We start from the raw sequence: 18,853 nt of genomic DNA, 5'->3' as shown, positions 1-18,853 counted from the left end.
CCGAGCCGACCCTGAGACGCCGAGCGAAATGCCGTCGTGGGCCGGTAGAGTCTCACGTCGGCTCGCCGGATTCAACAGCGAGGCTCCGCCTGCGGCGGCTCGCCGGCCGGGCTTTCGCTGTGGGCGTTCCCTTGGGGCGCTCCCTTGGGGCGCTCCCTTGAGGCGCTCCCTTGGAATGACGCCGGCCCGCGACAGATGAGAGGCGGTAGCCTCGACGCCGCGGGCCGTCATGATCCGACTGGAGCACGTCAGCAAAAGTTTCGGCGGCGCGCGCGTCGTCGACGACGTCACGCTGACGATCGCGCCGGCGCGCACGACGGCGCTGATCGGGCCGTCCGGCTCCGGCAAATCCACGCTGCTCTCCATGATCGTCGGGCTCGCGACGCCGGACGAAGGCGAGATCGAGGTGGAGAGTCATCTGCTGACGCCGCTCTCCGCGGAGAAGCTCAGGCGGCTCATGGGCTATGTCATCCAGGACGGCGGGCTCTTCCCCCATCTCACCGCGCGCCGCAACATAGAGCTGATGGCGCGCGAGACGGGCTGGCCGCCGGAGCGGCGCGCGGCGCGGCTCGACGCGCTCCTCTGCCTCACGCGTTTTCCGGCGGAGGCGCTCGATCGCTATCCGGCCGAGCTCTCTGGCGGCCAGCGCCAGCGCGTCGCGCTCATGCGCGCGCTGATGCTCGATCCCGAAATCCTGCTGATGGACGAGCCGCTCGGCGCGCTCGATCCGCTGATTCGCGCCGACCTTCAGGACGATCTCGCCGATATATTCGCGCGGCTCGGAAAGACCGTCGTCATCGTCACCCATGATCTCGGCGAAGCGGGTTTCTTCGCCGAACAAATCGTGCTGATGAATCATGGCCGCATCGTGCAGCAGGGCCGTTTCGCCGATTTCGTCGAGCGGCCGGCGGAGGAGTTCGTCGCGCGTTTCGTGCGCGCCAGCGCGCGGCGCCGCGCCGATCTGCCTTTGCGGCCGGAGGACGCGCGATGAGGCCGGTATTGCGCCTGCTGCTCGCGCTGCTATGCCTCGGCGCCTGCGCGCGCGAGGAGCAGACGGACGTGCGCATCGGCTCCAAGAGCTTCACCGAATCTGTCATTCTCTCCGATATCGTCGCCGATCTCGTCGCGGCCTCCGGCGCGCGCGTCATCCGCCGCCCGGCGCTCGGCGGGACAAGGCTCGTGTGGAACGCGCTGCTGTCCGGCGAGATCGACGTCTATCCCGAATATACGGGCACGCTGCGGCAGGAGATTCTCGCCGAGCGGCGGCTCGCCAATGATCGCGAGATCGCCGAAGCGCTCGCCGAGCTCGGGCTGCGCATGAGCCTGCCGCTCGGCTTCGGCAATGGCTATGCGCTCGGCATGAGACGCGACAAGGCCGAGGCGCTCGGCGTCACGACGATCTCCGATCTCGCGCGCCACCCCGCGCTCGTTTTCGGATTGAGCGAGGAATTGCTCGCCCGCGCCGACGGCTGGCCGGCGCTGCGCTCGGCCTATGGGCTCGCCGATGAAGAGGTGAGGGGGCTCGATCACGACATCGCCTATAAGGGCCTCGTCCAAGGCGCGATCGACGTCGTCGATCTCTACACGACCGATCCGGAAGTCGCCGACCGGCGCATTCTCGTGCTCGTCGACGACCGCAAGCTCTTTGCGAAAAATCGCGCCGTCCTGCTCTATCGCGCCGATCTCGAGCAGCGCGCGCCGCTGGCGGTCGCGGCCATGTCGCGATTGCAAGGCCGCATAGACACAGCCCAGATGATCGCGATGAATGTCGCGGTGAAGACGGGGCTGCGCAGCGAGCGCGAGGCGGCGGCGAATTTCGTCTTCGCGCAATTCGGCGTCGAGGCGCCGACGCCCTCGCTGAGCCTCGTCGAGCGCGTGTGGCGGCGAACGCGCGAGCACCTCTTTCTCGTCGGCGTCTCGCTCGCCGCGGCGATTCTCGTCGCCATTCCGCTCGGCGTCGCGGCGGCCGAGCGCCCAGGCCTCGGCCATGCGATTCTCGGGCTCGCGAGCGTGCTGCAGACGATTCCCTCGCTCGCTCTGCTCGTCTTCATGATTCCGCTGCTCGGCATTGGCGCGCCGCCGGCCATCGCGGCGCTTTTTCTCTATAGCCTGCTGCCGATCGTGCGGAATGTCGCGACCGGTCTCACGACCATTCCGCGCGCCATCGGCGATTCGGCCATAGCGATCGGCCTTTCGCCTTGGCGGCGGCTGCTTATTATCGAATTGCCCATGGCTTCGCCGGAGATACTCGCGGGGTTGAAGACAGCGGCTGTCATCAATGTCGGCACGGCGACGCTCGGCGCGCTCATCGGCGCCGGCGGCTATGGCCAGCCGATCTTCACTGGCGTGCGCCTCGACAATTTCGCGCTGATTCTCGAGGGGGCGATCCCGGCGGCGCTGCTGGCGCTCGCCGTGCAAGGCCTGTTCGACGCGATCGAGCCGTGGGTCGTGCCGCGGGGGTTGAGATTGAAGGGCAGCGCCTGAGGCGCTCGTACGACGTTTCGCGCAGCGCCGACCGCCACTTCTCCCACTCGTGGGAGAAGGATCGCGCCCATTGATCCACGCTAAACGGCGTCTCGCCGAGAAACCCTTACGCCGGCCATTTCCCCGCCGCCGTCAGCTCCCGCAGCGCCTGCGCGTCGCGGGGGGTGACGCCGGGGAAATCGGGCGCGGCCGTCGCGGGATCGAAATATTTCCACGAGCGCGCGCATTTGACGCCCTCCGCCCGCCGCGGAACCACCGCCACGCCGGCAACCTCGGCGAGCCGGAAGGCTTCCGCCGGCCCCTCGTCCGCCCGCACCGCAATATCCGACACGATGCAGATTTCGGCGAAGTCCACGCCCTCCAGCGCCGCGCGAAGATCGGCGTTGGTCACATGGACGAGCGGCGCGGCCTCGAGCGAGGAGCCGATACGCTTTTGCGCGCGCTCGATCTCCAGCGCCCCCGTCACGACGGAGCGGATCGCGCGGATCTTCTCCCATTTTTCCGCCAGCGCTTCGTCGCGCCAGGCGGCAGGCAAATCGGGGAAAGTCTCGAGATGCGCGGAGACGGCTTTCGGATAGCGCGAGAGCCAGGCCTCTTCCGCCGTGAAGGCGAGAATGGGCGCGAGCCACAAAGTCACCGCGCGGAAGACCTCCTCCACCACGGTCAGCGCCGCCTTGCGCGTCACGCTGGACGGCGGATCGCAATAGAGCGCGTCCTTGCGAATGTCGAAGTAGAAGGCCGAGAGATCGCTGGTCAGGAAAGGGGTCAGCAGAGCGACGACCCTCTTGTAGTCGAATTCCCCATAGGCGGCGCCGACCTCCTCGCCGAGCTCGGCGAGCCGATGCAGCACGAGCCGCTCGAGCTCCGGCAGATCGGCATGGGCGATCCGCTCCTCGGCGCGATAATGCGCCAGCGTGCCGAGCATCCAGCGGATCGTGTTGCGCAGCTTGCGGTAATTGTCCGTGACGCTCTTGAGGATTTCCGGGCCGATGCGCTGATCGTCGCTGTAATCGACGCTCGCCACCCACAGGCGCAGAATATCGGCGCCGGCGTCGGCGATGACCTTCTGCGGCGCGACGACATTGCCTTTCGACTTCGACATTTTATGGCCGTGCTCGTCGAGCGTGAAGCCATGCGTCAGCACGATGTCATAGGGCGCGCGGCCGCGCGTGCCGCAGGATTCGAGGAGCGAGGAATGGAACCAGCCGCGATGCTGGTCCGAGCCCTCGAGATAGAGCACCTCGTCCGCGCCGCCGTCGCGCTTGCGCTCGATCCCTGCGAGGCCGGGAAAATGCACCGGATCCTCGAGCGTGAAGGCGTGCGTGGAGCCCGAATCGAACCACACGTCGAGAACATCGTCGATCTTCTCGTAATCGGCGGGGTCGTAGTCTGGCGCGAGGAAACGCTTTGCCGCGCCCTCCTCGTACCAGGCGTCGGCGCCCTCCTTCTCGAAGGCCTCCATGATGCGGGCGTTGACGCGCGGATCGACGAGAATCTCGTGTCCGCCCTTCTTCACGAAGACGGCGATCGGCACGCCCCAGGCGCGCTGGCGCGAGACCACCCAATCGGGACGATTGGCGATCATGCCGCGGATGCGATTCTCGCCAGTGGCGGGAACCCATTGCGTGCGCGAGATTTCGTCGAGCGCGATGTCGCGGAGCGTGGACCGCGAGCCTTCAGGCTCGCTCGCAGAATGCGCGCCTGAAGGCGCGCGGTCCATGGGCTTGTCCAGCGCTATGAACCATTGCGGCGTGTTGCGGAAGATGACCGGCTTCTTCGAGCGCCACGAATGCGGATATTGATGCTTCAGCCGCCCGCGCGCGACGAGATTGCCCGCCGCGATCAACGCCTGGATCACCGCCTCGTTCGCGTCGCCCTTGTCGCCCTTTTCGGTCAGCACGCGCTTACCGGGAAAGCCTGGCGCCTCATCGGTGTAGAAGCCGTCGGCGTCGACCGTATAGGGGATGCGCGTGTCGATGCCGCGCTCGGCGAGCATTCGCCCGCTCGCCATCCAAATGTCGAAGTCCTCGCGGCCGTGGCCGGGCGCCGTATGGACGAAGCCCGTTCCGGTGTCGTCGGTGACATGGTCGCCATCGAGGAGAGGCACAGTGAAATCATAGCCCAAATACGCGAGCGGATGCGCCGCGACGAAACCGGCGAGCTCTTGCGCGGGCACGTCACGCAGACGCTCGAAGCTTTCGACCTTCGCCGATTTGAACACGTCTTCGGCGAGCTTGTCGGCGAGCACATAAGTCGCTCCGACCTTCGCCCAATTATTCTCCGGCGCCGCGGTCACGCGATAGAGGCCGTAAGCGATCTTATGCGAATAGGAGATCGCGCGATTGCCCGGCAGCGTCCAGGGCGTCGTCGTCCAAATGACGACGGCGCCCGGCCCGTCCTTCACCGGAAACGCCACCCAAACCGTGTCGCTGACATGGTCCTCATATTCCACCTCGGCTTCCGCGAGCGCGGTCTTCTCGACGACGCTCCACATCACCGGCTTGGAGCCGCGATAGAGCAGGCCGTTCTCGGCGAATTTCATCAGCTCGCGCGCGATATGCGCCTCGGCCGGGAAATTCATCGTGGCGTAGGGATTGGCCCAGTCGCCGGTCACGCCCAAGCGTTTGAACTCCTCGCGCTGCACGGAGAGCCAATGCGCCGCATAGGCGCGGCACTCCTGGCGGAAGGCGACAATCGCCACCGGATCGGCGAAATCGGGCTTCTTCTTGCCTTTGGCGCGGTAATTCTCCTCCTCGATCTTCCATTCGATCGGCAGGCCGTGGCAGTCCCAGCCGGGGACGTAATTGCTGTCCTTGCCGGCCATCTGGCGGCTGCGGGTGACGAGATCCTTGAGGATCTTGTTCAGCGCATGGCCGATATGGATATTGCCATTGGCGTAGGGCGGCCCGTCATGCAGCACGAATTTCGGCCGGCCCTTCGCCGCCGCGCGCAGCTTGCCGTAGAGGTCGATTCTCTCCCAGCGCGCGAGGATTTCCGGCTCGCGCTGCGGCAGGCCGGCGCGCATGGGGAAATCCGTCTGCGGCAGATAGAGGCTCTTGGAGTAATCGGGGCCCTTGTCCTCTTGGGCTTTGCCTTTTTGGGCTTTGTCTTGCGTCTTCTCGGTCATGTCGTCGGAAACCGCTGCGGTCGCGGGCCGCGCCTCGAGACGAGGCGGCGCGCGAAATGGAAAGGAAACAAACGGAAGGGCGCCGCGAATGGGCGCGAGAACCCGGTCGCCGCGCGAGCTTCGTCAAGCTCCAGCGCGGGCCGGGCCAATAATTCGTATGCTGCGGCGCAGGACCATGGCCCTATCTACCAGCGCCCGCCGGCTCCGCAAAGCCGGAATATCGGCGTGGGGGCGGCCAGGGTAGGCGCGCCAGGGTAGGCGGGTCAGGGAATGCGGCGGAAGGGATTGCCGCCGGCGCCGGTCAGATAGGCGATCGCGCCGACGACCAGCGCGACGGGCAGCAGCACCAGAAACGCGCTGGCGAAGAAGATGAGCCCCATCGCCAAGACCACCGCGCCGGCGAGCGTGAGCAGAGCGGCGCCGATCGGGCCGACTTTGATGACCTTCACGCCGCTCGTCCCGCCGATCCAGATGCGCGCGCGCGAGCGGACGCGCGGTCCGCCGTCGGCCTCCGGCGGGAGGATCTCGATCTCGGCCGGTCTGTCGATATCGTGCTTCTGCGACACGGGACGCGCCTCCAGTGTATGGCGGGTTCAATATAGGGGCTCGCCGCGCCCGCGCCAATGAAAGGAGCGGCGAAATCGCCGCCCCATAATCCTTGACAATGGGCCGCCGGCAATGGCCCGATGACCTCGCTGCGGAGGATGAGGAAATGGCGCGGTCGGCGCTCTATGAGACCGATTTCTATGCCTGGGCGAAAGAGGCCTCCTGTCCCTGGAGCTTCGGCGAGATGATGGACGCAGGCTTCTGGCCGGATTCCGAATAGTTCGCGTCTTTCAATTCGCCGCCTGCTTGCGCCACAGATCGCCCTGCGGCGCGCGAGTCTCGCGGTCGCCGAAACGGGCGCGATAGACGGTCAGATTCTCGATCACGCGCTGCACGTAATTGCGCGTCTCGCTGATCGGAATGCGCTCCACCCAATCGATGGGATCGACGTCGCTCTTGCGCGGATCGCCATAGGCGTCGATCCACTCCTTCACCCTCTTGCCGCCGGCGTTATAGGCCGCGAAGGCGAGAAGATAGGAGCCCTTGTGCTCGTCGAGCAGCATGCCGAGATGCGCCGCGCCGAGCCGCGCGTTGAAGGCCGGCTCGTCGAGCATTTTCTTGGCGTCGAAGCCGAGGCCCGTCTGCTGCGCGGTATGGCGCGCCGTGGAGGCGATCATCTGCATGAGCCCCATGGCGCCGGCGCTGGAGACGGCCTTGGGATCGAAAGCGCTCTCCTGCCGCGCTATGGCGTAGACGATCGCCCGCGAGGCCGAGCCCGGCAGCGCCGCGAAAGCGGGAATGCCGAAGGACGGAAAGGCCGCGTCGTCTATGGCGATGCCGCGATAGGAAGCGAGCTTGCCGAGCGTCAGCGAAATCTTCGCCTCGCGCCGGCGCTGCGCCACCTCGGCGAGCGCGGCGAGCTGCTGCTCGCCGACGAGCGTCTTCGCCGCATCCGCGGCGAGCTGCGCGGCGAGCTCCTTTTCTCCGAGGGCGAAATAGAGCTCGACCGCACGCACCGATTCGGCGCGCGCCTCGCCGCGAGCGGGTTCGGGCGTCGGGCGCAGCGGCGAATCGAAGGCGCCGAGCCTCGCGCGGGCGAGCTGGCCGTAGAAGGTCGTCGATTGCAGCGCCGCATTCGCGTAAGCCGCGCGCGCCGCCTCGCCCGCGCCTTCGGCCTCTCTGGCGCGGGCCAGCCAATAGGCGCCGCGCGACTTCTGGATCGGCGTCTCGGCGATGCGGGCGATCTCCTCGAAATGCCGCCCCGCCTTCACCGGATCGTTCAGGAAGCGCAACGCGATCCAGCCGGCGTGGAACTCGGCCTCGACGCGATAGGAGAGGGAGCGCGACGAATGTTGCGCGCAGAGCTCATAGGCCTGCGCGAATTGCCCGAGATCCATGAGCTTGCGGGAGATGAGCCTCCGCTCCACCCACCAGGCGTCGCCGTCGACGACGAGGCGCGGATCGCGCGGCGCGGCGCGCAGCAGCGCCGCCGCCTCGACGATCTTCTTTTGATGGCGCAGCATGTGAATGCGCGCGAAGATCACGCCCGGATCCTTCTGCGCCTCCGCCGGAAGGGCGGAGAAGGTTTTTTCCGAGGCGCTCTCATTGATCGCCAGCGCGCGGGCGCGAGCGAGATCGAGCGCGTCCTTGCCGGCATGGGCGGCGACGCGCAGCGCCGGCCCGGTCTTCTCGGCGTAGAGCAGCCGATCGGCGCGATATTTGTGGTCGGCGGCGTCGAGATAGTCGGCGAACTCTTTTTTCGCCGTCGCCTCCAGCGGCTCGTTGAAATCATCCTCGCGCCACATGGGCTTGATCAGCGCGGCGACCTCCAGCGGCTCGCCGCGGCGCGCCATGACGCGGGCGAGCGCCAGCTTGCCGGCCGGCGTCTTGGGCGGCCGCTCGGCGAAATGATCGAGGATCAGGCGATCGGGATGCTTGTCGCCGAAGAGCGCCTCCTCGACGCGCTGGCGCAGCCAGGCCGCGGCCGGCCAGTCCGGGTGTTCGACGAGGAATTTCGAGAGCCGCGCGAAGCCCGCCTCGCGCGGATGCAGGCGCAGGCCGGCCCATTGCGCGGCGGCGCGGGCGAGCGGCGTCTCGGCGCCCGCGAGCGCCTGATCGCCGGCGGAAAAATCTCCTGCCTTATAGGCCGCGATGGCGCGGTTGAAGGCGTCATAATCGGGGCCGAGCAGAACCGCCGCCTCGGGCGGCTGCGGCTCGCGCGGCGCGCCGAAATCGAGGCCGCCGTCGGCCGGGGCATAGGAGAGCAGCTTGGAGGCGGCCTCTCCCTCCGCCGGCCGGCGGAGCACGCTGGCCATGCGCGGATCGGGCGCGGCCCTCTCGCCATGGCCGAGAAAATCATGCAGCGCCTCGCGCGCCGCCGGCCCGGTCTCCGCGGGCGCGGCGCCGGCGGCGGAAGCTCGCGGATCGTCGCTGTCTCGGTCGGCAATGGGGCGCTGGGCGGCCGGGTAGAGGGCCGCCGCCGCGCCGAGGGCGGCGATGAGAAGAACGAGGCGCGCGGCGCCTCTCTGGCGTGTCGTCATCGGCCTCACGCTCCGAACACTCGACCTGAGACAGCCTGCGGCCATTTCGTTGCGGAACTGTCAACCAAATCGATAAGCCGCGGGATTTTCGAATTTTCTGCTCCGCGTCGACCCGTTGCTCGAGCTGCTCGCGGAAACTGGGCGCAAGGAGGGTCGCGGACCCTTTTCTCGCCAACGCCCAGAGGCTATGACAGTCGCAGAGCCTCCCGGGCGGAGCGGCCGCCGCGAGGGAAGGGCCGAAAGACCCTCCGTACCAGTCCCAGTGAGTTAACGCGGCGATTACGGCGCTCGCGTGGCGCAGCGAAAGCGACGGCATATGAACGACAAGGCAGTCTTCCGAGGATCTTACACGGCTCTGGTCACGCCTTTCGCCGATGGCGCGGTCGACTACGCCGCGTTGCGCGCGCTCGTCGACTGGCAGATCGAGAGCGGAACCCACGGCCTCGTTCCCGTCGGCACGACGGGCGAGAGCCCGACCTTGAGTCATGAGGAGCATCGCGCCGTCGTCGAGACGGTGATCCAGCAGGCCGCCGGCCGCGTCCCCGTCATCGCCGGCGCGGGCTCCAACAACACGCGCGAAGCGATCGACCTCGCCCGCCACGCCGAGCAGGCGGGCGCCGATGGCGCGCTCGTCGTCACGCCCTATTACAACAAGCCGAATCAGGAAGGCCTCTACCGGCACTTCGAGGCGATCGCCGAGGCGATCTCCATTCCGATCATCGTCTACAACATCCCGCCGCGCTCGGTCGTCGATATGAGCGTCGACACGCTCGCCCGCCTCGCGAAGCTGAAGAACATCGTCGGCGTCAAGGACGCGACCGGCAATGTCGGCCGCATCCTGCAGCAGCGCGCCGCCATCGGCCCGCAATTCGTGCAATTCTCGGGCGACGACATTCTCGCTTTGGCGAGCGTCGCCGTCGGCGCGATCGGCGTCATTTCGGTCGTCTCCAATGTCGCGCCGAGGCTCTGCGCCGATCTGCAGAACGCCGCCCTCGCCGGCGATTTCAGGGCGGCGCTGGCGCTCCAGGATCGCCTGACGGCGTTGCAGCAGGCGATCTTCCTCGAGGCCGGCGTGACCGGCGCGAAGTATGGCCTCTCCCTGCTCGGCCGCGCGCGGGAGGAGGTTCGTCTGCCGCTCGTGCCCTCCGCCGAGCCGACGAAGAAAGCGATCCGCGACGCGCTCGTCTTCGCCGGCGTGCTGGACGCCTGAGCGGATTGGAGCGGGACACGAAGCCGTGGCCGAGAAGGACAAGCCCAATTTCAAGGTCGTCGCCGACAATAGGCGCGCGCGCTTCGATTATGAGATCGGCGAGACCTTCGAGGCCGGCCTCGCGCTGACGGGCACGGAGGTGAAGTCGCTGCGCACCGGCAAGGCGACGATCGCCGAGAGCTACGCCCATGTCGACCGCAAGGGCGAGGCCTGGCTCGTCAACGCCAATATTCCCGAATATCTTTCCGGCAATCGCTTCAACCACGAGCCCAAAAGGTTGAGAAAGCTGCTGTTGAAACAGCGCGAGCTGGCCAAGCTGTCGCAGGGCGTCGAGCGCGAGGGCATGACCATCGTGCCGCTCAAGCTCTATTTCAACGAGCGCGGCCGCGCCAAGCTGCAGATCGCGCTGGGGCGCGGCAAGAAGCTGCACGACAAGCGCGAGGTCGAGAAGAAGCGCGACTGGGGCCGCGAGAAGAGCCGCCTGCTGCGCGACCGCGGCTGAGGCGCGGAATCAGCGGCTTTCGTCCAATAGCTCTCGCGCCCGGGCGAAGATCGCCCGAAACATTTGCGGCGTCAGCGCGCCCGTATTGGTGTTGAGCCGCGAGCAATGATAGCTGTCGAGAAGAGTAATCGACGCTTTCGCAGCATTGGGAGCGATCTCATGCTCGCGCCCATGGACGAAGGGAAAAGCGCCGGGCGCGAGCGACAGGGCGCGCAGCACGCTCTCATGGGCGACGCGGCCGAGTGCGACAATAAGTCGCAGACGTTTCAGACGGCCGAGCGTGGAGAAAAGGAAGGGCCGGCAGGCCGCGAGCTCGGCCGTGAGCGGCTTATTGCCGGGCGGGACGCAACGAATCGCATTGGTGACGAGACAATCGAGGAGCGCGAGGCCGTCATCCGAGCGAGCGTCATAGACGCCGCGCGAAAAGCCGAATTCCGCGAGAGTGGCGTAGAGAAGACGGCCGGCGTCATCGCCTGTGAAAGGGCGGCCCGTGCGATTGGCGCCCATGCGGCCTGGCGCGAGACCGACCACCAGCAGCCGTGCGTCCAGCCGGCCGAAATCGGCGACCGGCGCATTATGCCAGTCGGAATGCCTCTCCCTCAGCTCGCGCCGATAAGCGACGAGACGCGGACAGAGCGGGCAGTCATGGCCCGGCTCGTCCGCGCGCGAAGCAATGGTCGGCTGACGATCAATCGTGATCGTCGTCGGGGGCGGCGCCGCCCGGCGTCACCGGCTGTGGCCGGCGCTCTTGGAAGCGCTGCATGCGCTCGGCGCGCTCGCCCGGATCGCGGCCGATCTTGCCGACGAGATGGATGAGATCCACGAACTCGTCCGCCTGACGGCGAAGCTCGTCGGCGATCATCGGCGGCTGGGTGGTGATCGTCGAGATCACCGACACGCGCACGCCCTTGCGCTGCACGGCCTCGACCAGCGAGCGGAAATCGCCGTCGCCGGAGAAAAGGACCATATGGTCGATATGCTCGGCCATCTCCATCGCATCGACGGCGAGCTCTATGTCCATATTGCCTTTGACCTTGCGGCGGCCGAGCGAGTCGACGAACTCCTTGGTCGGCTTGGTCACGACGGCGTAGCCATTATAGTCGAGCCAATCGATCAGCGGGCGGATCGAGGAATATTCCTGATCCTCGATCAGCGCTGTGTAGTAGAACGCCCGAATCAAACGGCCCTTGCCCTGGAATTCGCGCAGAAGCCGTTTGTAGTCGATGTCGAACCCGAGCGATTTGGCTGTCGCATAGAGGTTGGCGCCGTCAATGAATAAGGCAATTCGTTCCGGGTCTGCCATCGTTCTTGGTCTCGCTTATCGGGTCCAGTATCGAGGGGCCGCCGCTTGCCACGCGCGCTGTCGACCCTACTGGCAGCGCGCCTTCTCCACCCTGATGCAACGCTCGCTCGCATTATCTCGTATTCGAGCGCGCCGCTCGCAAATAGACGAGATTGGCGAAGTAGCCTTGTGTCACATAACGGTCATTTCCGTCATTCGAGCTTGTAAATCGACCATGCGTCGGCGGTCGTCAAGAGGGCCGCGCAAAAAATCTGCCAAGAAATACTTCAGCAATAGACTACTGCGCAGGATTCGATCAAATTGTCGGCGTCGAGCGCCCCTGCCACAGCGCGAGAGCCTTATGTGGCGCAGCCTGCGACCGTCCAGCTCCGATTGCAAATATCAAAAAAATAGTGTAGCAGGCGGCACGCCCGAAAGCTAGAGGACTCACGATATGGCGCGCGTAACCGTCGAAGACTGCATCGATAAGATCGAGAATCGCTTCGATCTGGTTCTGCTCGCGGCGCATCGCGCGCGGCTGATTTCGTCCGGCCAGTCGATCCTCGTCGAGCGCGACAAGGACAAGAACCCCGTCGTCGCGCTTCGCGAGATCGCCGAGACCGCGCTTTCGCCCGACGATCTCAAGGAAGACTTCATCCATTCGTTGCAACGCCATGTCGAGGTCGACGAGCCCGAGACCGAGACGGTGCCCTCGCTCGCCGCCGCGCCGGATTCCGACGGCGACGCCCAATTCGACCGCATGACCGAGGAAGACCTGCTGCGCGGCCTCGAGGGCCTGGTGCCGCCGGCCGAGGTCGAGGACGAAGGCGAGTAATCCGCCGCGTAGCGCTGCCCGCCGAAATCGCTAGAGGCCGGCGAGGAGCTGTTCTACAATTATATATGAATGCGGCCGTCGGCCGGCTTCGGGCCCTCGCGCCGCCTTCCGTCCGATCTTCCTCGTGAGCTCCGCGACGCCCCCGACGATCCGCGCAACCAGATCGTTGGTCGACGCCGATGATGCGCCAATATGAACTCGTCGAGCGGGTGCGCAAATACAACCCGCAGGTCGACGAGGATCTGCTGAACCGGGCCTATGTCTACGCCATGAAGGCGCATGGCCAGCAGACGCGCGCCTCCGGCGATCCTTACTTTTCCCACCCGCTCGAGGTCGCGGCGATCCTCACCGACCTCAAGCTCGACGACGCCACCATCGTCGCCGCCGTGCTGCACGACACGGTCGAGGACACGAGCTCGACGCTCGACGAGATCAACCGCCTGTTCGGCCCGCAGATCGGCAAGCTCGTCGACGGGCTGACCAAGATCGAGAAGCTCGATCTCGTCTCCAAAAAGGCCGCGCAAGGCGAGAATTTCCGCAAGCTGCTGCTCGCCGTCGCCGAGGATGTGCGCGTGCTTCTGGTGAAGCTCGCCGACCGGCTGCACAATATGCGCACGCTGCATTTCGTGCCGCCGGACAAGCGCGCCCGCATCGCGCAGGAGACGCTCGACATCTATGCGCCGCTCGCCGGCCGCATGGGCATGCAGCGCCTGCGCGAGGAATTGGAGGGATTGGCTTTCCGTCACCTGACGCCGGAGGCCTATCAGGCGATCGAGGCGCGGCTGCACGATCTGCGCGCCAAGAACGGCCGCATCATCAAGAAGATCGAGAAGGAGCTGACGCAGGAGTTCTCCGCGCGAGGGATTCACGCCGCCGTGACGGGACGACAGAAGACGCCCTTCTCCGTCTGGCGCAAGATGGAGCGCAAATCGATCGCCTTCGAGCAGCTCTCCGACATTTTCGGCTTTCGCATCATCGTCGACGGCGTCGAGGACTGCTATCGCGCGCTCGGCATCGTGCATACCAAATGGCCGAGCGTTCCGGGGCGCTTCAAGGATTATATTTCGACGCCCAAGCAGAACGACTATCGCTCCATTCACACGACGGTGATCGGCCCCGGCCATCAGCGCGTCGAATTGCAGATCCGCACGGCGACCATGCACGAGATCGCGCGCTTCGGCATCGCCGCCCATGCGCTCTACAAGGATTCCTCCAGCCTCGAGGGCAAGGAGGAACTCGCCAAGGAGAGCCGCGCCTTCAAATGGTTGCAGGACACGCTGGAATTGCTCGCCCATGGCGACAGTCCGGAAGAATTTTTGGAGCATACGCGGCTCGAATTGTTCCAGGACCAGGTGTTCTGCTTCACGCCCAAGGGCGGACTCATCGCTCTGCCGCGCGGCGCGACGCCGATCGATTTCGCCTATGCGGTGCATACGCGCGTCGGCGATTCGGCGGTCGGCGCCAAGATCAACGGACGCATCGCGCCGGTGCTGTCGCAATTACAGAACGGCGACGAGGTGGAGATCATCCGCGCCGAAGGCCATGTGCCGCCGGCGGCCTGGGAGTCGCTCGTCGTCACCGGCAAGGCGCGCGCCGCCATTCGCCGCGCGACGCGCGAGGCGGTGCGCACCCAATATGCCGGGCTCGGCCGGCAGATCGTGACCCGCGCCTTCGAGCGCGCCGGACGTCCCGTCTCGGACGAGAAGCTCAAGGCCGCGCTGCCGCGGCTCGCCCGCGCCTCGCTCGAGGACGCTTTCGCCGCCGTCGGCCGCGGCGAGATCTATTCGGGCGACGTCGTGAAATCCGTCTATCCGGACTTCAGCGAGGAGCGCAAACCCGCCCCGCAAATGCGCGTCGAGCCGGGGGAGCCCGGCTGGTTCGGCATGAAATCCAATGTCAATGTCGTGTTCAAGGCGCCGGGCGCGGATCAGGCGAGCGCCATTCCGATCCGCGGCCTGCGCGGCGACGTGCCGGTGCGCTTCGCGCCGGAGGGCGGCGCGGTGCCCGGCGACCGCATCGTCGGCATACTGACGCCGGGCGAAGGCATCACCATCTATCCCATTCAATCGCCGGCCTTGACCGCTTTCGACGATCAGCCCGATCGCTGGCTCGACGTGCGCTGGGACATCGATCCGGAGAGCCGGGAGCTTTTCCCCGCCCGCCTCGTGGTGACGGCGATCAACGAGCCGGGAACGCTCGGCGCGCTGGCGACGCTCATCGGCGAGACCGGGGCCAATATCGACAATGTCGCCTTCGCCATCCATTCTCCCGACTTTCGTGAGATGCGATTCGATCTCGAAGTCGCCGATTTGAAGCATTTGAACGACATCATCGCCCGGCTGCGGGCCAGCGCGCTGGTCAGCAAGGTCGAGCGCGTCAATGGGTGATGAGAGCCGGGGTGACAAAAATGAGCCGGGGTGAGGAAAAATGAGCGCTCGCCGCATCCGCCTCGGCGTGAATGTCGATCACGTCGCGACGATCCGCAACGCGCGCGGCGGCCTCGGGCCGGACCCCGTGCGCGCCGCCCTGCTGGCGATCGAGGCAGGCGCCGACGGCATAACGGCTCATTTGCGCGAGGATCGCCGCCACATTCGCGACGCGGATATGGCCCGGCTCAAGGCCGTGATTTCCAAGCCGCTGAATTTCGAAATGGCGGCGACCGAGCAGATGCTCGACATCGCGCTCGAGACCAAGCCCCACGCCGTCTGCCTGGTGCCGGAGCGCCGCACCGAGCGCACCACGGAAGGCGGGCTCGACGTCATCGGCGGCCATGGCCATCTCGTTCCCTTCGTCGACGAGCTGAGCCGGGCCGGCATACGCGTCTCGCTCTTCATCGAGCCGAGCGCGGAGGCGATCGACGCCGCCGCCTCGATCCGCGCGCCGGTCGTGGAGCTGCATACGGGCGCCTGGTGCCATGCGGTGGAAGTCGGCGAGCCGGAGACCGCCGAGCGCGAGTTCCGCCGCATCGTCGCCGCCGCCGCCCACACGCAGAAACGCGGCCTCGAGTGCCACGCCGGCCACGGCCTCGACTATGCGACGGCGCGGCGCATCTCCGCCCTGCCGCAGATCGTCGAGCTGAACATCGGCCATTTCCTGGTCGGCGAGGCGGTTTTCGTCGGCCTCTCCGAATCGATCCGGACGATGCGCGGCGCGATCGACGAAGGCGCGGGCGCCGCATGATCATCGGCTTCGGCAACGATCTTTGCGACATTCGCCGCATCGAGCAGGCGCTCGAGCGCCATGGCGAGCGCTTCACCCGCCGCTGCTTCACCGACATAGAACGCGCGAAATCGGACGGCCGCGCCGCGCGCGCGGCCTCCTACGCCAAGCGTTTCGCCGCCAAGGAGGCCTGCGCCAAGGCGCTCGGCACCGGCATAAAGGACGGAATCACCTGGAAAACCATGGGAGTGGTCAACCTCCCCTCCGGCAAGCCCACGGTCGAGCTCACAGGCGGCGCCGCCGAGCGGCTGGCCGAGATCACGCCCGAAGGCGCGCGGGTGGTCATTCACCTCACATTGACCGACGAATATCCGCTCGCGCAGGCCCAGGTTCTCATAGAGGCGCTGACGTGATAGACGAGCGAGACGAGCCTCGAGGCTCGCGGTCAGAGACCCGAATGGACCGCGAGCCTCGACGCTCGCACGCCAATTTGATCCAGGACGACCGAAAGCGGCTTCGGCCAAAAGGGAGTGACGCGGTTTGAGCAGGAACGTCTCGGTCGCCGAAGGGCGCGACGAAGGTGGATTGCTCGAGACGATCAAGGTGATCGTCCAGGCGCTGATCATCGCCCTCGTCATTCGCACGCTCTTGTTTCAGCCCTTCAACATTCCCTCGGGCTCGATGATCCCGACCTTGCTGATCGGCGACTATGTCTTCGTCTCGAAATACGCCTATGGCTATTCGAACTATTCACTGCCTTCCGTGCCTTACATCGACTGGCGGCTCGATCTCTTCTCCGGCCGCGCGCTCGGCTCGCAGCCCAAGCGTGGCGACGTCGTCGTGTTCAAGCTGCCGCGCGACAATGAGACCGATTACATCAAGCGCGTCATCGGGCTTCCCGGCGACCGCATCCAGATGATCGAGGGCCGTCTCTTTATCAACGGCGAGATCGTGCCGCGCCAAGCGAAGCCGAAGGAGCGCCAGGAGGGCCGCGACGGCCGCGAGGTCGAGGTTCCGACCTATACGGAGACGTTGCCGGGCGGCGTCGCCCATACGATCATCGAGATCGAGGGCGACCACGGCTATAAGGACAGCACCGAGCTCTTCGTCGTGCCGCCGAATCACTATTTCATGATGGGCGACAATCGCGACAATTCGACCGATTCGCGCTTCTCTCCGGAGGAGGGGGGCGTCGGCTACGTGCCTTTCGAAAATCTCGTGGGACGCGCCGAGATCATCTTCTTCTCGGTCCAGAAGGACGAATATGCCCTGGCCTTCTGGCGCTGGCCCTGGACGGTCAGATGGGATCGGCTGTTCAAGCCGGCGCATTGACGCCGCGCGGAAGCGGACGAAATGGGAGCTCTCGGCCGGGAAGACCTCGCCGCGCTCGAGGCGAGCGTCGGCCATGGTTTCGCCAACCGACGCCTGCTGGAGCATGCGCTGACCCATGTCAGCGCCTCCGCGGCGCGGCCCGATTCCTATGAGCGGCTCGAATTCTTAGGCGACCGCGTGCTCGGCGTCGTCGTCGCCCACATGCTCTATGAGAATTTTCCGCAGGAGAGCGAGGGCGAATTATCGAGACGCCTCGCCGATCTCGTGCGAAAGGAATCCTGCGCCGAGGTCGCCGAGCGCTGGGGCGTCGGCCCCTTCATGCGGCTCGGCGACGGCGAGGCGCAGACCGGCGGACGGAAGAAGCGCGCCATATTGGGCGATATGTGCGAGGCGATCATCGGCGCGGTCTATCTCGACGGCGGGCCGCAGGCGGCCGAGGCCGTGGTGCGCGCCGCTTTCGCCGAACGGATGCGGACGCCCGGACGCAGGCTGCGCGACGCGAAGACAGCGCTGCAGGAATGGGCGCAGGCGCGCCGTCTCGCGACGCCGCGCTACCGCCTGGCCGCGCGCAGCGGCCCGGACCATGCGCCCTTCTTCGAAGTGGCGGTGGAGGTGGAAGGCTTCGTCCCGGCTCGAGGCGCCGGCGCCTCCAAGCGCGCGGCCGAGCAATCCGCCGCCCAGGCCTTTCTCGACCGCGAGGGGATCGAGCGGGAGGGGATGTAAACCGGCGCTGTCGCCTCGACACGCGAGCCTGAAGGCTCGCGGTCCAGGCGCTGCAATTTGGACCGCGAGCCTTCAGGCTCGCTCTCGACGAGAAGGGATTTCGGCGTGAGCGTCGAACAGGAAGAACCGTCGACCGCCGAGCCCACAAGCTGCGGCTTCGTCGCCCTCGTCGGCGCGCCCAACGCCGGCAAATCGACGCTGCTCAACCAGCTCGTCGGCGCCAAAGTGTCGATCGTGTCGCGCAAGGCGCAAACGACGCGCGCCCTCGTGCGCGGCATCGCGCTCGAGGGCGCGGCGCAGATCATCCTCGTCGACACGCCCGGCATTTTCGCGCCCAAGCGCCGGCTCGACCGCGCCATGGTCGCGAGCGCCATCGCCGGCGCCGGCGACGCCGACGCCATCGTGCTGCTCGTCGACGCGCGCCGCGGTCTCGCGCCGGAGGTGGAGGAGATCGTCGCCAAGCTCGCCGAGCTCTCCGCGCCGAAAATATTGGCGCTCAACAAGATCGACCTCGTGCCGCGCGAATCGTTGCTCGCGCTCACCGCCGCGCTGGCGACGAAAGCGGATTTCATCGAGACCTTCATGATTTCGGCGCTCAACGGCGACGGCGTCGCCGATCTGAAGGCGAAGCTCGCTTCGCTGATGAAGCCCTCGCCCTGGCTCTATCCGGAAGACCAGCTTTCGGATGCGCCCTTGCGGCTGCTCGCCGCCGAGATCACACGCGAGAAGATTTTCGAGCGGCTGCACGACGAGCTGCCCTATCAATCGACGGTCGAGACCGAGTCCTGGCAGAATCAGAAGGACGGCTCGGCGCGCATAGAGCAGACGATCTATGTCGCGCGCGACGGGCAGAAGAAGATCGTCATCGGCGAGGGCGGCCGCACGATCAAGGCGATCGGCCAGGCCGCCCGCCGCGAGATCGAAGAGGCGGCCGAGCAGAAGGTGCATCTGTTCCTCTTCGTGAAAGTGCGCGAGAACTGGGCCGACGACCCCGAGCGCTACCGCGAGATGCGGCTGGATTTCCCGAAGGAATGACGCGGTTTTCGCCGGGCTTCTCCCGCAAGCGGGAGAAGGAATCGAGCAGCTGGATTCCGCCCTAGGGAGACGTTGCAA

General features: G+C 66.4%; 16 protein-coding genes. 11 read left to right on the top strand and 5 right to left on the bottom strand.

Translation table 11 applies throughout. The features are described from left to right. Positions 1-229: 229 nt before the first annotated feature. Together Mspo_RS08555 and Mspo_RS08550 are read left to right on the top strand one after the other, a co-directional pair. Positions 230-991, top strand: a complete 762-nt coding sequence (locus Mspo_RS08555; protein WP_159728766.1) for an ATP-binding cassette domain-containing protein — start codon at positions 230-232, stop codon at positions 989-991. Continuing rightward, positions 988-2,484 carry a glycine betaine ABC transporter substrate-binding protein gene (locus tag Mspo_RS08550; RefSeq protein ID WP_159728764.1) on the top strand — a complete coding sequence of 499 codons (1,497 nt, stop codon included), beginning with the start codon at positions 988-990 and terminating at the stop codon, positions 2,482-2,484. The genes Mspo_RS08555 and Mspo_RS08550 overlap by 4 nt, the downstream gene beginning before the upstream one ends. 106 nt (positions 2,485-2,590) lie before the next feature. Here the strand turns inward: Mspo_RS08550 and ileS are convergent, their stop codons facing one another. The 3 genes from ileS to Mspo_RS08535 form a co-directional block, all read right to left on the bottom strand. Continuing rightward, positions 2,591-5,611 (bottom strand): isoleucine--tRNA ligase, encoded by a 3,021-nt coding sequence (gene ileS, locus Mspo_RS08545; protein ID WP_159728762.1) that lies wholly within the window; start codon positions 5,609-5,611, stop codon positions 2,591-2,593. A gap of 263 nt (positions 5,612-5,874) precedes the next feature. After that, a complete protein-coding gene (locus Mspo_RS08540) occupies positions 5,875-6,177 on the bottom strand; it encodes a hypothetical protein (protein ID WP_159728760.1) in 303 nt (100 codons plus the stop codon). A 270-nt stretch (positions 6,178-6,447) separates the two neighbouring features. Beyond that, positions 6,448-8,697, bottom strand: a complete 2,250-nt coding sequence (locus Mspo_RS08535) for a lytic transglycosylase domain-containing protein (protein ID WP_159728758.1) — start codon at positions 8,695-8,697, stop codon at positions 6,448-6,450. A gap of 316 nt (positions 8,698-9,013) precedes the next feature. On the opposite strand from Mspo_RS08535, the gene dapA reads away from it, so the two are divergent. Together dapA and smpB are read left to right on the top strand one after the other, a co-directional pair. Next, a complete protein-coding gene (dapA, locus tag Mspo_RS08530; RefSeq protein ID WP_159728756.1) occupies positions 9,014-9,907 on the top strand; it encodes a 4-hydroxy-tetrahydrodipicolinate synthase in 894 nt (297 codons plus the stop codon). Between the two features lie 25 nt (positions 9,908-9,932). After that, positions 9,933-10,409 carry an SsrA-binding protein SmpB gene (smpB, locus tag Mspo_RS08525; RefSeq protein WP_159728755.1) on the top strand — a complete coding sequence of 159 codons (477 nt, stop codon included), beginning with the start codon at positions 9,933-9,935 and terminating at the stop codon, positions 10,407-10,409. A gap of 9 nt (positions 10,410-10,418) precedes the next feature. Here the strand turns inward: smpB and Mspo_RS08520 are convergent, their stop codons facing one another. Beyond that, entirely contained in the window at positions 10,419-11,012 is a 594-nt protein-coding gene (locus tag Mspo_RS08520; RefSeq protein WP_306344957.1) for a uracil-DNA glycosylase, read from the bottom strand. 85 nt (positions 11,013-11,097) lie between these two features. Continuing rightward, on the bottom strand, positions 11,098-11,712 hold the full coding sequence (locus Mspo_RS08515) for an NYN domain-containing protein (RefSeq protein WP_159728753.1): 615 nt from the start codon (positions 11,710-11,712) through the stop codon (positions 11,098-11,100). A 433-nt stretch (positions 11,713-12,145) separates the two neighbouring features. Here Mspo_RS08515 and rpoZ point away from each other — a divergent pair, with 433 nt between their 5' ends. The 7 genes from rpoZ (at position 12,146) to era (ending at position 18,775) form a co-directional block, all read left to right on the top strand. After that, positions 12,146-12,526, top strand: coding sequence for a DNA-directed RNA polymerase subunit omega (gene rpoZ / locus Mspo_RS08510; RefSeq protein WP_159728751.1), 381 nt, complete (start codon positions 12,146-12,148; stop codon positions 12,524-12,526). A gap of 179 nt (positions 12,527-12,705) precedes the next feature. Next, positions 12,706-14,913: a bifunctional (p)ppGpp synthetase/guanosine-3',5'-bis(diphosphate) 3'-pyrophosphohydrolase gene (locus Mspo_RS08505; protein WP_159728749.1), complete on the top strand. Its 2,208-nt coding sequence runs from the start codon at positions 12,706-12,708 to the stop codon at positions 14,911-14,913. 40 nt (positions 14,914-14,953) lie between these two features. Further along, on the top strand, positions 14,954-15,706 hold the full coding sequence (locus tag Mspo_RS08500) for a pyridoxine 5'-phosphate synthase (RefSeq protein WP_159728747.1): 753 nt from the start codon (positions 14,954-14,956) through the stop codon (positions 15,704-15,706). Further along, positions 15,703-16,098 (top strand): holo-ACP synthase, encoded by a 396-nt coding sequence (gene acpS / locus Mspo_RS08495; protein ID WP_159728745.1) that lies wholly within the window; start codon positions 15,703-15,705, stop codon positions 16,096-16,098. The genes Mspo_RS08500 and acpS overlap by 4 nt, the downstream gene beginning before the upstream one ends. 127 nt (positions 16,099-16,225) lie before the next feature. After that, positions 16,226-17,017 carry a signal peptidase I gene (gene lepB / locus Mspo_RS08490; RefSeq protein WP_159728743.1) on the top strand — a complete coding sequence of 264 codons (792 nt, stop codon included), beginning with the start codon at positions 16,226-16,228 and terminating at the stop codon, positions 17,015-17,017. 21 nt (positions 17,018-17,038) lie between these two features. Next, positions 17,039-17,740: a ribonuclease III gene (rnc, locus tag Mspo_RS08485; RefSeq protein ID WP_159728741.1), complete on the top strand. Its 702-nt coding sequence runs from the start codon at positions 17,039-17,041 to the stop codon at positions 17,738-17,740. A gap of 105 nt (positions 17,741-17,845) precedes the next feature. Further along, positions 17,846-18,775, top strand: a complete 930-nt coding sequence (gene era, locus Mspo_RS08480) for a GTPase Era (RefSeq protein WP_159728739.1) — start codon at positions 17,846-17,848, stop codon at positions 18,773-18,775. The last annotated feature ends 78 nt before the right edge of the window (positions 18,776-18,853 follow it).

Source organism: Methylosinus sp. Ce-a6 (genome assembly GCF_009811655.1).
Lineage (GTDB): Bacteria > Pseudomonadota > Alphaproteobacteria > Rhizobiales > Beijerinckiaceae > Methylosinus.
Note: the sequence above shows the minus strand (reverse complement) of the source record. Positions and strands in the feature narration are given on the sequence as shown.